Raw genomic sequence first — 14,285 nt, 5'->3', positions numbered from 1 at the left:
CACCTGATCTTATTGTTGATTGATGGTCCTCCCTTCGTCCATGCGCGGAACGAAGACCTGTCCTTAATGTATCGACCGGGTCGCGCTGCCGCCTTGAGCTTGCACAACGGGATTCGGCAGCCATCGCAAACGCGCCATCCCCTGCATCAAGCCGGTGAATACAGGATCGGTGGGGAAGAATGCGCCCCCTCCTTTCTTCCTGCCCGCCACCGGGATCAGGTCGCGCCGCCTGGCCAGGCCCCTCATCTTTGGGCGAGCACCGCCCCGGTCGTCATACCGGCAGAGTTGCGGCGCCGTAGAGTGCTCGATATTGTTGCCATTAATCTACAACTTCCCGTTTTCAAATTTGAATCGCCTTTATAATCAGCCGCATCTCGATCACGGCAACCGACATGAACCCACTCGCAGACCAGCTCTGGCACCGGCTCACTGGCATCATGCCGGGAGAATTGAAACAGGCGGAGCTGGGCTGGCTGGCCACGCCGCTACGGCACCAGATGCTGCTGGCGCGTCGGCGTGCCACGCTGATCGTCAACCGGGTGCGGCTGTTCGCGTTTCTGTTCGCGCTGCTCACGCCGATGTGGAGCATCGTCGATTTCGTCGTGTTTCCGTTCCCGCTGTGGATCAACCTGGCGCTGATGCGCTTCGCCGCTTGCGCCGCCTTCGCCAGCCTGCTGGTCTACTACCGCCCCAGCGGCAACCTGTTCGATGCCTACCGCGCCATGGCGATCCTGTTTGCGATCCCGAGCGTGTTCTATGTCGCCTCGCGCTCCCTGCTCGGCAGCTACCACCTCACTGGCCTGTCGGCAGCCATCGGCGCCGGCTACGCCTTCCTGCCGTTCGTGCTGCTGGCGGGGCTGTCGATTTTTCCGCTGACCCTGCTGGAAAGCGCGGTGGTCGCCAGCCCGATCCTGCTCGCGCAGCTGCTCGCCGGTTACATCAACTGGGCGGCGCTCGACTGGCCGTCGTTTGCCGGCGCCTTCTGGCTGCTGATGCTTATCACTGCGGTGTCGGCCCTGGCCGGCATGAGCCAGTTGGCTTTCATGATCGCGCTGGTGCGGCAGGCCATCCGCGATCCGCTGACCGGGACGTTTTCCCGCCGCAGCGGGGAAGAGTTAATCGATTTGCAATTCACCATCGCCAAGCGCAACAATCTGCCGCTGGCGATTGCGTTCCTCGACATCGACCACTTCAAGGACATCAACGACAGCTTCGGCCATGAAGCGGGCGACAAGGTGCTGGCCGATGTCACCGCCTTCGTCGGCAAGAACCTGCGGCGCGGCGATACCCTGGTGCGCTGGGGCGGCGAGGAATTCCTGCTGGTAATGACCAACACCGACCGTTCGCAGGCCGAAGCCGCCGTCGCACGGCTGCGCGCGGCCGGCTTCGGTACGCGGCCCGACAAGATGCCGCTCACCGCCAGCATCGGCATCGCCGAACGCAGTGTCGACCAGGCAGCCGACTGGAAGTCGCTGGTCGACCTGGCAGACCAGCGCATGTATCGCGCCAAGCAAGGCGGACGCGACCGGGTAGTGAGCTGCGACGCACCGGCAGTGCCGTGAAGCGGCCTGCCGCACTGATGTTCCCTTCTTTCAACATCACTTATTGCAGCCAAATCAACACTGTCTTGAGCACGATAAAACATCGAGAGTGAAATCCGGCTACGCTATCGACCATGTCCGACTGCATGGTCGGGATACCGGAGAGTTTCATTGCAAAACCAGAACAAGCCCCCGTTGCGCCCGATATCCCATGAGTTGAGCTTTCAGCTGCTCGTCGATAGCGTGCACGACTACGCCATTTACATGCTCAATCCCGACGGCTACATCAGCAGCTGGAACCGCGGGGCCGAGCGCGTCAAGGGCTATACCGCCGATGAAATCATCGGCCAGCACTTTTCCCGCTTTTATACGCCCGAGGAACAAGCCGCCGGAGAGCCGGCGCGCGCGCTGCAGTGCGCATTAGACGAAGGCAAATATGAAAGGGAAGGCTGGCGCGTACGCAAGGATGGCGCGCGCATCTGGGTCAGCGTGATGATCGACCCGATCCGCGACAAGTCCGGGCAGCTGCTCGGCTTTGCCAAAGTCACGCGCGACATCACCGAGCGGCGCGCCATGCAGGAAGCGCTGCGCGAAAGCGAGCAGCGTTTCCGCCTGCTGGTGCAGGGGGTAACCGACTACGCGTTGTACATGCTGAACCCGGAGGGGATCATCAGCAACTGGAACACCGGGGCCGAACGCATCAAGGGCTACCGCGCCGACGAAGTCCTGGGCAGCCACTTCTCGCGCTTTTACATCGACGAAGACCGGCAGCGCGGCCTGCCTGCCCATGCGCTGCACGTCGCCACCACGGAAGGCCGGTTCGAGAACGAAGGCTGGCGCGTGCGCAAGGACGGTACGCACTTCTGGGCGCACGTGGTGATCGACGCGATCCACGCCGAAGACGGCGAACTGCTCGGGTTTGCCAAGATCACGCGCGACATCACCGAGCGCCGGCAGGCTGCCGAGGCGCTGGAACAGACGCGCGCCAGCCTGGCCCAGGCGCAGAAAATGGAAGCGATCGGCCAGCTCACCGGCGGTGTCGCCCACGATTTCAACAACCTGCTGACCGTGATCGTCAACAGCCTCGACCTGCTGGCCATCAAGCTCAACGACCCAGTCGCCATCCGCTGTCTGAGCAATGCGCAACGCGCCGCCGGACGCGGCGCCGAACTGACCCGGCAATTGCTCGCATTCGCCCGCCGCCAGCCGTTGCGGCCCGGAGCGCACGACCTGAACATGCTGATCGCAGGCTTTGAGCCGATCCTGCGCCGCGCCTGCCATGAACTGATCGTGTTTGCGCTGCATCTTGCCCCGGAACCGGCCATGGCGCATGTCGACGCGCGCCTGTTCGAGGGCGCGCTGCTGAACCTGGTGATCAATGCGCGCGACGCGATGCCGGATGGCGGCCTGCTGTCGATTTCCACCGAGTGCGTCAGTGTCGATGAAAGCAGCAGGTTCGTCAGCCTGCAGCCCGGCACCTACGTCAAGGTGAGCATCCTCGACCACGGCACCGGCATGCCGGCCGAAGTGCTGCGGCGCGCCATGGAGCCGTTCTTCACCACCAAGGAAATCGGCAAGGGAACCGGGCTGGGCCTGAGCCAGGTATACGGCTTTGTCACGCAGTCTGGCGGCGACGTCGTGATCCACAGCGAAGTCGGCAAGGGAACCACGGTCGAACTGTATCTGCCGGCTGCTGACGCCGCTTCCCTGCTGCAATCCTCTTCCGCCGCATCGCCGGCCGTGACGCCGGTCCCGAGCGCGGGCAAGGTGCTGGTGGTGGAAGACGAGTCCGACGTGCTGGAAGTGTCGGTGGAGATTTTCCACAGCATGGGCTACGACGTCATTACCGCCACCAACGGCCTGGAGGCGATCGACGTGCTCAAGCACACGCGCGATATCGACGTGCTGTTTACCGACGTAGTCATGCCCAAGGGGATGAGCGGCGTGGACCTGGCACGCTTCACCCGCAAGCTGTGCCCGCAGATCAAGGTGATCCTGGCCTCCGGCTATCCGATTCCGGCGCTGGCGGAAGAGCACGGCGCGCTGGACGAATTCCTGTTCGTCAGCAAGCCCTACCGCTGGGGAGAACTGATGGAAAAGATGCGGGACGCGATGCGCAAGAGCGTGCACTGACGCCCTTGCGCTTCTCCCGCACGGCGGGAAGCGATTACAGCAGCGTGGCCGCCAGCGCTTCCAGCTGTGCGCCGTATTCTGCCGGATGCAGCTGCTTGCGCGCCACGCCGCTGTCGAAGGCGGCTGTCGCGATGCGCGGCGTCACGCCCGTCAGCAGGCGCTTGTCCAACAGCGTCGGCACGATGTATTCCTTGCCGAACTGCGCATCGCTGCGCGCCATTTCCGCCAGCGCGAGGACGCAGGCCCGCTTCATCGCCTGATTGATGGTGGTGGCGGCCGAGTCGAGCGCGGCGCGGAACAGGTAGGGAAAGCACAGCGCGTTGTTGATCTGGTTCGGGTAGTCGGAGCGGCCGGTGGCGATGATCGCTTCCGGCGCCACCTCGCGCACCAGTTCCGGGCGCAGCTCCGGTTCCGGATTGGCCAGGGCAAACACGATGGGCCGGGCCGCCATCTTCTTGACGTCTTCCTGCTTAAGCAATCCGGGGCCGGACACGCCGAGGAACACGTCGGCCATGCCGATCACGTCGGACATGGTCTTGGCATCGGTATCCTGCGCCCAGGCCTTCTTTTCGCCGCTCAGTTCGCGCTGCGTGGTCAGCACGCCGCGGCTGTCGCAGACGTACACGTTCTCGCGCCTGACGCCCAGATCCAGCAGCATATCGAGGCAGGCCATGGCGGCCGCGCCCGCGCCCGAACAGACTACCTTCACCATCGACACGTCGCGCCCGGTGAGATGGACCGCGTTCAGAAAGCCGGCGCCGACCACGATGGCGGTGCCATGCTGGTCGTCATGGAACACGGGAATGGCCAGGCGCTCGCGCAGGCGGCGCTCGACGTAGAAGCATTCCGGCGCCTTGATGTCTTCGAGGTTGATGCCGCCGAAGGTCGGATGCAGCGCGGCGATAATCTCGACCAGCTTTTCCGGATCGGTTTCGTCGATTTCGATATCGAAGGAGTCGATGCCGGCGAACTTCTTGAACAGCACCGCCTTGCCCTCCATGACCGGCTTGCCGGCCAGCGCACCGATGTCGCCCAGACCCAGCACGGCCGTGCCGTTGGTGATCACGCCCACCAGGTTGCCCTTGGCCGTGTACTCGTAGGCCTTGCCCGGATTCTTATTGATTTCGATGCAGGGCACGGCCACGCCCGGCGAATAGGCCAGCGACAGGTCGTCCTGCGTGGCGACGGCCTTCGTGACCTGGATCGCGAGTTTGCCGGGCTTGCCGGCGGCATGGTAGTTCAGGGCATTTTGTTCCAGCGTATTCATGTTGTCAGTTCTAATCAATTGAAAATCCGTCGGCGCGCGCGCGAGCCAATAGGGAAACCGCAGCGAAGGTGCAAGACGCGCTGCCGGATTTCAAACGGACTCGTGGGCGGCACCGGCTCGTTGCCAGGTGCAATAGCCTTTCCCGCCTTATTGGACGGTAACAGGCATCACTCCGGGGTACAACACTATTTTGGGTATGGTGCGAACGCTTTCGCCGTATTTGCAGTGCGTGCAAAGGCGGGTAAGCCTTTGTCGTTCTTTGGCAGGGACTTGTCGCTGGACTTGCTGGCGACATCTCCGGACTCTCCCGTCGATATGGGAGAGGAAGCTAACAGCGTAACCGGCGGCTGACTGCATGCGATCCATGCGCTTGCCGCAAGAGTTAATAGCCTATCACACTCCACCGGCCGCCGGTATTTTTATTAAATTTCAGGCAACGAGCTTCTAGCCGAATCCGTAGGGATATCGTTCAAAAGCCAAAACCATGTTTGCCGATAGCGGTCGATCGCCGTTTTTTATACGGCAATCTGTAGGAAAAGGCATGACGTGCGTATCCAATCGTATCCGACCGTATGTCGCACAAATGCCGCACCGCCTAGCCGAATGCTTCTGCCAGCGACATGACGCGCGGATGAACCTTGATGTCGAAGCGCGCCATGGCTTCGGTGATGTCCATCAGGTTCTTTTCGCGCTCGATATTGGTCCAGCCCTCGAAAATATCGGTGCCGGCTTTCTGGAAATGCAGGTCGACGATTTTCTTGCCGTTGTGATGGGTGTAGGGCAAAGAATGGACTTCCTTGAAGCCCATGCCCTCGACGGCCTGGATGAATGTCTCGGGCCGATTGTCGGCGTCGACGGCCACGTAGATCATGTAGGTCTTTCCCGGCGGCTTGGCAGCAACATCAATCGCATACACGCCGGGCGCGACCGGGGCCGCAGTGCTTTTCAAAAATAACATGTCCTTCCCTTTACCTCTTCTCGCGGAGTCTGCGACTCTCTTTTTTTGTTTGCAGGTCTTGCAATATGCCACAAATATGCCGCGGCTCAAACTATAGCCAATCTGCACACTCGGGTATCACCGCGCGCCATCGACCCGCAACAGGAATGCGCTCAACGCGAGCATGGCGGCGGCGAACAGCAAGGCGATCGAGAAGCTGCCGCTGCCGACGGTAAGCGGCCCGGCAATCTGCCCCGCAGCAAACGCGGAAGTCATGGCCGCCATCAATTTGGTGGCGCGCGCCCCGGCGACCTGCTTTGCTTCCTGCATCGCAACCAGCGTAATCACCATGAAGGTGCCGCCGACACACATTGCTGCGGCAAACACTGCGACAGCATGCGGCCATAGCGCCGGCAGCGCCACGCCGGCCGCCATCACGTACTGGCAGGCCCGCCACAGGCGCCGGTTGCCGAGCCGCCTGAGCAATGGCGCGACGGCGAGCGTCGACAGTGCGGCCGCCAGCCCGAACACCGGCCACGACCAGCCGAACAGGGTGGAATCCTGCAAGGCCCTTTTCGCCATCACAGGCAAGAAGGTCGCCGGAATGATGTAGCCGAACCCGAACACGCCATAACAGCAAATCAGGCGCACGGATTGCGCGCTCCAGCGGGCATGGCTGCCCGGCGCAGAGGGGATAGCCGCAGGCAGTTCGGCCGGGGGCGTAAATATTTTCCAGACAAGCGCCGTGACTGCCATGGCCAGCGCGCCGAGCAGTCCCCACGCCTGGGACGGGCGTGCATCGTTACTGATCAGGACGATGCACAACAAGCCAGCCATGGCGATGCCGGTGCCGACGCCGGCAAACACCATGCTGTTGAGAAAAGGACGCCGATAGCCGGCAAGCGCATCGAAGCACCAGGCCGAGACGGAAATCAAGACCCAGGCGCTGGCGATCCCCGCTAGCAGGCGCAGCAGCAGCCATGCGCCAAATCCCAACGGCAAGCTCATCGCCAGCGTCGTCAGTCCGATTGCGAGCAAACCGCCGCGGATGGCCCGGTCGGCCCGGATGCGCACCGCCAGCGCGCTGAGCGCACCGATCAGGTAACCCAGGTAATTGGCCGACGCGAGCAGGCCGCCCCCGGAAATCGTCAGGCTACCTTCCTGCAACATCATCGGCAGCACCGGGGTGAAGGCGAAACGGCCGATTCCCATGGCGATGGCAAGCGCAAGCAGTCCGGCGACGGCTTGCGGCCAAGGAGAAGGCAGGGTTCGCTGGAGCGTGGATTCGTCGCGCATCGCCCCATTCTAGCGTGCGCTTGGAAAACGCGATGCACGCGGCTGGCCGGCCATCGGTATTTTTTCCAAGTATCCAGTAGTAATTACCTGCCGCCTGCCGACAGGCACGCAGATGGGCGCCGCACCACGCGACGGGACAGGACGCGGTCGGCGTCATCCTGGCACGGACACTGCATCCCTCGAAGAAGGAGGTTCGCAATCCCTCTGTTCATCCCCTGCGGCGCGCTGTCATGTAGCCACGCCTGCCGCCCCTTGGCTTGCCACCTCCGGAAGCTGCTTTCCATTGAGTTACTGCAGGAGGACTTGCCATGATTTTCGCCAATGCCAAATACCACGCGCGCATCTGTCTGGCTGCTTGCGCGCTGCTCGCGCTGGCTTCCTGCGGCGGCGGCGGTGGCGACGCGGGATTGACCACGCCGACGCCCGGGTCGTCGACGACGACGCTTGCCGGCGCACAAGAACTCGTCAACACCTTTGCCGCGACGCTGACTGGCGCCGAAGAAACGCCGGCCACGGCGAGCGCTGCGCAAGGCGCAGGCACCATCGTGGTCAATCCTGGCACGCGCGTGGCAACCGCCACCATCACGACCAGCGGCATCGTTGCAACGGCGGCCCAGATCCAGGAAGGCGCGCCGGGCGCGGCTGGACCGATTGTCTTCACGCTGGCAGAAACAGCGCCGGGAAGCGCTATCTGGAGCAGCAAATTCACGCTGACCGACGCCCAGCTCACTGCGCTTCAGGGCGGCAATTTCTACTTCAATGTGCGAAGCGCCGGCTTTCCGAATGGAGAGATACGCGGGCAAATCCTGTCGCAGCAAGCCGTCGCGGCAAATAGCACCTCCGGCACATTCGGCACCAACGCGACCGGCAGCGGCCTGAACGCGGCGGCCACCGGCCCCACCGCCTTCATTGCCGCGCTGCGCGGCACGCAGGAAATACCGCCGAACCCCAGCACCGGGCAAGGGTCCGGCGCAGTGCTAACCGATCCTGCCCGGCGGTCGCTGCTCGTTGCCGTCACCACCAGCGGCATCGTCGGCACCGCCGCGCATATCCAGTCCGGCGCACCCGGCACAGCGGGGCCGATCATCGTCCCGCTGGTGGAAACGCCTGCGGGCAGCGGCGTATGGATTGCAAATGCGACGCTGTCGGACGACCAGTACCGCGTGCTGACCAGCGGCGGACTGTACCTGAACGTGCGTAGCACATCTTTCCCAGAAGGAGAAATCCGAGGCCAGATCCTGCCGGTTCAGCAGAGCGTGTCCGCCCTGACCGGCATAGGCAGTTCCGGGGCCGGCACGCCAGTAACGACGGGCACTGGATTCATTGGCACCGGATTGACTGGCACTGGTATCACCGGTACTGGTATCACCGGTACTGGGCTCACTGGTACCGGACTCACCGGCACAGGACTTACTGACACTGGACTGACTGGCACCGGACTCACTGGTACCGGACTCACCGGGACAGGACTCACCGGGACAGGACTCACCGGCACTGGGCTCACAGGCACTGGGCTCACAGGCACGGGACTCACCGGGACAGGACTCACCAGCCCCGGTCTGACTGGTACTGGCCTCACCGGTACAGGAACAGGACTCACCGGCACTGGCGCCTTTGGAACAACGGGGACGACGGGAACAACGATCGGACCGAGTATGACCGGCACCAGTACGATCGGCACCGGACTGTCAGGCACAGGTTTCTGACACGCTGCGCGTGGCGGCGCGCGACGCCACGCGGGCGGGATAAGGTTGCGGACTATTCTGCCTGTGGCCGATTACTTCTTCGGCATCAGGTCGCCGATCGGCTTGATGCTGCCGCAATCGGCACTGAGCCACTTGCCGCTGGTTTCATGATGCTGGCTGACGGGCTGGCCGTGCATCGCTCCCTTGAAGTCGTAGGTTGAGGTGAAGCTGGTGTTGCCCGAGAAAGTGCCCCGGGCCCTGCCCGTGCCTTTCATCTGCGGGCCGTCGCAGACAATGTCCATCGAATAGCTGCTGCCGTTGCGCTGAAAATTCCTCGTCTGGCAGCCGCTGGCCTTGTCTTCCATCGGCGGCGGTTCGTCGCGCTCGGCCATCTCCTGCGAAATGCAGACCTTGGTGACCAGGCCGCCATCCTGCATCTGCGGCACGTTGATGCCCATCTTGCGCATCTGTTCCATCTGCTCCGGCGCAATCTTCGGCATGTTCTTCATCGCGTCGGATTTCATCGTCATTTCCCACAAGCCCGCCTTCGTTTGGCCGGCCGCAAGCACGGCGGCGGATGAGGACAACAGCGACAGCAGCAGGATAGAACGTGCAACGATGCGCATGGGGACTCCTTGATAGGTGGATGCGGGGATGGCGTCAAGCCGGTCCATTCTAGCAAAAGCGCTTCCGCGTCCATCCGTTTCCAGACTGGTCAATGTTTGACCGCGCGCAGACTGCTACACTGATGCCGGCTCTGGCAACCGACCATGCAACTCCATGTATATCCATTTCTTCCGGCTGGCGCGCAATCCCTTCTCGATCTCGCCCGATCCGCGCTTTCTGTTCATGAGCCGGCATCATCACGAGGCGCTGGCGCATCTCGTCTATGGCGCCAACAGCGGCGGCGGCGTGGTGGTGCTTACCGGCGAAATCGGCACCGGCAAGACCACGGTGTGCCGTTGCTTCCTGGAACAGGTACCGGCGGACTGCAACGTCGCCTATATCTTCAACCCGAAGCTCACCGTCGCCGAACTGCTGCAATCGATTTGCGAGGAATTCCATATCGCGGTATCGCACGAGGGCGCGGGCCGCAGCGGCGTAAAGGATTACATCGACGCGCTCAACCGCTACCTGCTTACCGCCCACGCGCAGGGCAGGAACAACGTGCTGATCATCGACGAGGCGCAAAACCTGTCGGTCGACGTGCTGGAGCAGTTGCGCCTGCTGACCAACCTCGAAACCAGCGAACGCAAGCTGCTGCAGATCATCCTGATCGGCCAGCCTGAACTGCGCGAGGTGCTGGCCCGCCCCGACCTGGAACAACTGGCGCAGCGCGTGATCGCGCGCTACCACCTGCCGGCGCTGTCGGAACAGGAAACGGCCAGCTATATCCAGCACCGCCTGTCGACCTCCGGACTGGCGGCGGCGTCGCCGTTCCAGCAGCCGCTGATGAAGCACATCCATCGATTGACGCAAGGCGTGCCGCGGCGGATCAACCTGCTGTGCGATCGCGCGCTGCTCGGCGCCTATGCCGGCGGCAAGCACGAAGTGGACCGCCAGATCGTTGCCACCGCCGCGCTTGAACTGTTCGGTGCGCCCGCCACCGCCAGCAGAAAAAGCGCGCGCCTGCGCCATGCGGCAATGGCGGGATTGGCCGGCATGATGATGGCGGGCGCGGCGGCCTGGACACTGGGCAAAGGCGAGCCGGGCAGGATGCTCGGCCGGAGGGTGTTTGAAGGAATGTTTGGCGCCAGCCAGGACGCGCCGCAGCGCGGCGCCGCCAGTGCGACAGCGAAGGCGGCCCCGGTTGCGTCCGCCGCTGCAGCGCAAGCGGCGCCGCCCGCGCCGTCTGCCGTAACGCCGAAAGCCGAAGCACCGGCGCCTGCGGCGGACGCGATTCTGCCGGAGCCGGCGGCGGCCAGTCGCGCACTGCGCAGCGAAAAGGAAGCGCTACGCCAGTTGATCGGCCTGTGGGGCGTTGCGCCTCCCGGCAGGAACGACGATCCGTGCGATGCCGCGCTGAAGGCCAGCCTGCGCTGTTACAGCAGCAGTAGCGGTCTGGCCGAACTGCGCCAGCTCGACCGGCCGGCCGTGCTCAGGCTGCGCGACACCGCAAATCACGCCTACTACGCACTGCTTACCGGGCTGGACGAATCCGGCGCGACGCTGCGCGCCGGCGGCGCCAGTCAACAGGTCAGCTTGACGGCGCTGACGCGGCATTTTCGCGGCGAATTCACATTGTTGTGGCGCGTGCCAGCGGCGTTTTCGGAAGCGGCCAAGCAAGGCGACCGCGGTCCGCACGTGGACTGGATCGCTACCCAGCTCGCCAGGATTTATGGCGGCAGCAAGGCGGTCGCCGATCAACCGTTCGACCAGCGCATGCTGGCCCAGGTGGTCGACTTCCAGTCCGCGCAAGGCTTGTTTATCGATGGCGTGGTCGGCCCGGTCACGCTGATGCACCTGAACCGCGTCGCCGGCGTGCCGGAGCCGCGCCTGCGCGACGCTGCGGCGGTGGTGGCCAGCCGCGTTGCCTCTCCGAAGGAATAATCCGATGTCGTATATCCTCGATGCGCTGAAAAAAGCGGAAGCCGAACGCAGTACCGGCGCGGCATCCAATCCGCATTTACCACCATCCGCAGCGGCGCCTGCAGCGGCAGGGCTGCGCCACTCTTCAAAGCCATGGATGGTTGCGACTGTGCCCGCAGTCGTGCTGGCTGCCGCGCTCGCCTTGGTATTGGCAGGTCTTGCCTGGATGCGGTCGCCGCCGTCCGCGCCAGCAGCTCCCGCCCGGCTTGCGCGACCGGTGTCGGCACCCATCGCCCCCAAGATGGCGCAACAGCCTGCCGCCGAAGCGGCGCACGATGAACCGGCAAAGCCGGTTGAGGCAGCAACGGAAGCGCCGCCTGCGAAAGCGAAGTCCGCCAAAACGGCTGCGGCGAAAAAAGCGCCACCGCCGCCTGCGGCCGAGCCGGCGCCTGTCCTCATGCTGCGCGACTTGCCCGACGCCATACAAAGGCAGATTCCGCCGCTGAAAGTTGGTGGCTACATTTATTCCAGCAACAAGGCGGAGCGCTCCGTCCTGATCAATGACCGCCTGCTGGGCGAAGGCGACGAAGCCGCGCCCGGCCTCGTCCTGGAGCGAATGCAGCCGGATGGGATGATCATGCGCTACCAGGGCTATCAGTACCGGATGCGCTATTGAAGCGCGGCGCGGCGTGTCGTAGCGGTGCGTAGCGCACGCCTGGATCAGGACCCGTAGTATTCGAATTGACCTGGCTGGCCTGACGGCACTTGCGGCACACCCTGCCCGGCCGGCAGCTTGGCGACTTGCGCGGCACGGTCGATCGCCGCCATCACCTGCTGCGGCGCCAGATGGTGGACCATGTGCCCGGCACCGGGCACGGTCCGGTATTCGCTTTGCGGCAAGTCGCGGTGCAAGTGCTCCGAATGCACATGCGTGTTGACATAGGTATCGCCATCGCCGGCCATGATCACGGTCGGCACGTTTAGTTCGTGATACCGCTTGCTCAGCATGAATGCCGACGGGATCAGCATCGCGGTCTCCGCGGCCGACGCGCGCAAGTGCAAGGGGCGCAGCACCATCCAGATCGGGAATTCCGACGAAAAGCGTTCCGTCACCGGCGCCGGCGTGAATATGCGCCATTTCAGCAGCGGCCAGATCATGCGTCCGATTAATGGCGATACCGTGTAACGCAACAAGTCGCCGATCACCGGAATGGCCGGCGGCGACAGCAGCGGCACGTCGATGCGCACCGTCGGATAGTAGTAGCCCGACAGCAGCACCAGGCTTTTCACATAGGTCGGGTAATCCAGCGCCAGCGACAGCGCAACCATCGTGCCCCAGGAATGGCCCAGCACGATCGGCTGTTCGACATCGAGCAGCTGCAGCGCGTGATGCAGCAATGCCGCCTGCGCCTGCGGCCCCCATATGCGGTCGCGCGGCCGGCGGCTGTATCCGTAGCCGGGCCGGTCGAACACGATCACGCGGTATTTGCTGGCCGCAAGGTCGATCAGGCCGCTGATCTCGAAATCCTGGATCATGCTGCCATCGCCATGCAACAGCACCAGCGGCTGACCTTGTCCGCGCTCGACATAGTGCAGGCGCACGCCATCCACATACATGAAATGCCCGACCGGCGGATGATCGTGCTCGGCCTGTTGCGTGCGCTGCCGCACCAGCAATGCTGTCGCTGCCAGCGCCGCGCCGGCGGCAATCCAAGTCATGTTGCGTTGGGTCCCGGGGCGGCGAGCGGCCGCCCGGAACGCGCTGAGCTGACGCCCGGCAAAATCGTTCATGTTCATGCTCCCGACATAGTGGTACACGGTGGGACTGTTAGTGATAGGCCAAGTTCACCGCTTGTGCACCGGCGGTCGGCCCTGCAACGCTTTGACCGGTTTGACAATAGATGTATATGCATATATATTCATTCCACCCGTTTCCCTCTTTTTCCCGTGAAGCCGATCAGACTGCCCTGCTATGCCGGTTCGTTTCGCCAGGCCGCGCGCATCGTGACCCAGATGTACGATGCCGCGCTCAAGCCATCCGGCGTGAAAATCACGCAGTTCGGCATCCTGCGCCTGTTGAGCGCCTATCCCGGACTAACAACCGGGGAAATGGCCGAGGCGCTGGTCATGGACAGCACCACCCTGACGCGCACGCTGAAAATCATCCAGGACAATGGCTGGATTGCAGTTGCGCCGGGTGAAGACCGGCGCGAGCGGCACTGGACGATCACGCCGGCGGGACAGGAAAAGATGCAGCAGGCGCTGCCGCTCTGGAAGGATGCGCAAAAGGAATTTGCAAAACTGGCGCAGGACGTGGACCTCGATGGCTTGACCCGTACGGTGTTTCATTTGGTTCAAAAGGTGGGCGCGTAAATTTTTTTGCCCAAATAGATGCATATACATCTTTATTACTGAAGGAGAATGACGATGAGCGAATCGCAACTCGACGTAGTAAAAGGCAGGAATTTTTCCGGCGCTCAGGTCGGCGCATTGGCCGACCTGCATCGCTACCAGTTCTTCCATCCGCTGGGCAAGGGGCGCGGCTTTCCGGGCAAGCTGTTCCTGAAGGAAGCGCTCGGCATGAACGGCATGGAAGTCTCGCTCAACAAGCTGCCTGCAGGCCAGGGCGTGCCGTTCTATCATCAGCACAAGTTGCACGAAGAGCTGTATATCTTCCTGCAGGGGCGCGGCCAGTTCCAGGTCGACGATCAGGTGATCGACGTGCACGAGGGCACCGTTATCCGCGTCGCTCCCGACGGCGTGCGCACCTGGCGCAATCATTCGCAGGAAGACTTGTACTACATCGTGATCCAGGCCATGGCCGGCAGCATGGAAGCGACCGCCATCGATGATGGCATGGTGTGCCCGGAAAAGGTAAGCTGGCCAGCCTGATTTCC

12 protein-coding genes are annotated in these 14,285 nt (G+C 63.2%); 7 read left to right on the top strand and 5 right to left on the bottom strand.

Features of this window, described 5'->3' with window-relative positions; genetic code table 11:
* The first annotated feature begins 392 nt into the window (after window positions 1-392).
* Window positions 393-1,562, top strand: a complete 1,170-nt coding sequence (locus TSA66_RS16905) for a GGDEF domain-containing protein (protein WP_040040778.1) — start codon at window positions 393-395, stop codon at window positions 1,560-1,562.
* A 150-nt stretch (window positions 1,563-1,712) separates the two neighbouring features.
* On the top strand, window positions 1,713-3,674 hold the full coding sequence (locus tag TSA66_RS16900; RefSeq protein WP_269748393.1) for a hybrid sensor histidine kinase/response regulator: 1,962 nt from the start codon (window positions 1,713-1,715) through the stop codon (window positions 3,672-3,674).
* A 34-nt stretch (window positions 3,675-3,708) separates the two neighbouring features.
* On the opposite strand, the gene TSA66_RS16895 is transcribed toward TSA66_RS16900, so the two are convergent.
* The 3 genes from TSA66_RS16895 to TSA66_RS16885 form a co-directional block, all read right to left on the bottom strand.
* Window positions 3,709-4,959: a malic enzyme-like NAD(P)-binding protein gene (locus TSA66_RS16895; protein WP_408639487.1), complete on the bottom strand. Its 1,251-nt coding sequence runs from the start codon at window positions 4,957-4,959 to the stop codon at window positions 3,709-3,711.
* 577 nt (window positions 4,960-5,536) lie between these two features.
* Window positions 5,537-5,899 carry a hypothetical protein gene (locus TSA66_RS16890; protein WP_040040777.1) on the bottom strand — a complete coding sequence of 121 codons (363 nt, stop codon included), beginning with the start codon at window positions 5,897-5,899 and terminating at the stop codon, window positions 5,537-5,539.
* Between the two features lie 117 nt (window positions 5,900-6,016).
* Window positions 6,017-7,174 carry a YbfB/YjiJ family MFS transporter gene (locus TSA66_RS16885; protein ID WP_052452388.1) on the bottom strand — a complete coding sequence of 386 codons (1,158 nt, stop codon included), beginning with the start codon at window positions 7,172-7,174 and terminating at the stop codon, window positions 6,017-6,019.
* A 308-nt stretch (window positions 7,175-7,482) separates the two neighbouring features.
* Between TSA66_RS16885 and TSA66_RS25695 the strand changes: the two genes are divergently transcribed.
* Window positions 7,483-8,880: a CHRD domain-containing protein gene (locus tag TSA66_RS25695; RefSeq protein ID WP_052452387.1), complete on the top strand. Its 1,398-nt coding sequence runs from the start codon at window positions 7,483-7,485 to the stop codon at window positions 8,878-8,880.
* Between the two features lie 71 nt (window positions 8,881-8,951).
* On the opposite strand, the gene TSA66_RS16875 is transcribed toward TSA66_RS25695, so the two are convergent.
* The gene (locus TSA66_RS16875) at window positions 8,952-9,485 is read right to left on the bottom strand and encodes a DUF3617 domain-containing protein (RefSeq protein WP_052452386.1); all 534 of its coding nucleotides are present in this window, start codon (window positions 9,483-9,485) and stop codon (window positions 8,952-8,954) included.
* A 154-nt stretch (window positions 9,486-9,639) separates the two neighbouring features.
* On the opposite strand from TSA66_RS16875, the gene TSA66_RS16870 reads away from it, so the two are divergent.
* Both TSA66_RS16870 and TSA66_RS16865 read left to right on the top strand, forming a co-directional pair.
* Complete coding sequence (locus TSA66_RS16870; protein ID WP_040040776.1) at window positions 9,640-11,409, top strand: ExeA family protein; 1,770 nt, start codon at window positions 9,640-9,642, stop codon at window positions 11,407-11,409.
* 4 nt (window positions 11,410-11,413) lie between these two features.
* Window positions 11,414-12,064: a general secretion pathway protein GspB gene (locus TSA66_RS16865; protein WP_040040775.1), complete on the top strand. Its 651-nt coding sequence runs from the start codon at window positions 11,414-11,416 to the stop codon at window positions 12,062-12,064.
* A gap of 44 nt (window positions 12,065-12,108) precedes the next feature.
* Here the strand turns inward: TSA66_RS16865 and TSA66_RS16860 are convergent, their stop codons facing one another.
* Window positions 12,109-13,179, bottom strand: coding sequence for an alpha/beta fold hydrolase (locus tag TSA66_RS16860; RefSeq protein ID WP_052452385.1), 1,071 nt, complete (start codon window positions 13,177-13,179; stop codon window positions 12,109-12,111).
* A gap of 156 nt (window positions 13,180-13,335) precedes the next feature.
* Here TSA66_RS16860 and TSA66_RS16855 point away from each other — a divergent pair, with 156 nt between their 5' ends.
* Both TSA66_RS16855 and TSA66_RS16850 read left to right on the top strand, forming a co-directional pair.
* Window positions 13,336-13,761, top strand: a complete 426-nt coding sequence (locus TSA66_RS16855) for a MarR family winged helix-turn-helix transcriptional regulator (protein ID WP_052452384.1) — start codon at window positions 13,336-13,338, stop codon at window positions 13,759-13,761.
* Between the two features lie 54 nt (window positions 13,762-13,815).
* Complete coding sequence (locus TSA66_RS16850; RefSeq protein WP_040040774.1) at window positions 13,816-14,280, top strand: cupin domain-containing protein; 465 nt, start codon at window positions 13,816-13,818, stop codon at window positions 14,278-14,280.
* Window positions 14,281-14,285: the final 5 nt, after the last annotated feature.

Source organism: Noviherbaspirillum autotrophicum (assembly GCF_000818395.1).
GTDB classification, from domain to species: Bacteria; Pseudomonadota; Gammaproteobacteria; order Burkholderiales; family Burkholderiaceae_D; genus Noviherbaspirillum; species Noviherbaspirillum autotrophicum.
This window is presented reverse-complemented; position numbering and strand designations above follow the sequence as displayed.

Coding starts and splice junctions, on each gene's coding strand:
- TSA66_RS16905 (WP_040040778.1), top strand. CDS start 393: ATGAACCCACTCGCAGACCAGCTCTGGCACCGGCTCACTGGCATCATG.
- TSA66_RS16885 (WP_052452388.1), bottom strand. CDS start 7,174: ATGCGCGACGAATCCACGCTCCAGCGAACCCTGCCTTCTCCTTGGCCG.
- TSA66_RS16850 (WP_040040774.1), top strand. CDS start 13,816: ATGAGCGAATCGCAACTCGACGTAGTAAAAGGCAGGAATTTTTCCGGC.
- TSA66_RS25695 (WP_052452387.1), top strand. CDS start 7,483: ATGATTTTCGCCAATGCCAAATACCACGCGCGCATCTGTCTGGCTGCT.
- TSA66_RS16890 (WP_040040777.1), bottom strand. CDS start 5,899: ATGTTATTTTTGAAAAGCACTGCGGCCCCGGTCGCGCCCGGCGTGTAT.
- TSA66_RS16865 (WP_040040775.1), top strand. CDS start 11,414: ATGTCGTATATCCTCGATGCGCTGAAAAAAGCGGAAGCCGAACGCAGT.
- TSA66_RS16870 (WP_040040776.1), top strand. CDS start 9,640: ATGTATATCCATTTCTTCCGGCTGGCGCGCAATCCCTTCTCGATCTCG.
- TSA66_RS16875 (WP_052452386.1), bottom strand. CDS start 9,485: ATGCGCATCGTTGCACGTTCTATCCTGCTGCTGTCGCTGTTGTCCTCA.
- TSA66_RS16860 (WP_052452385.1), bottom strand. CDS start 13,179: ATGAACGATTTTGCCGGGCGTCAGCTCAGCGCGTTCCGGGCGGCCGCT.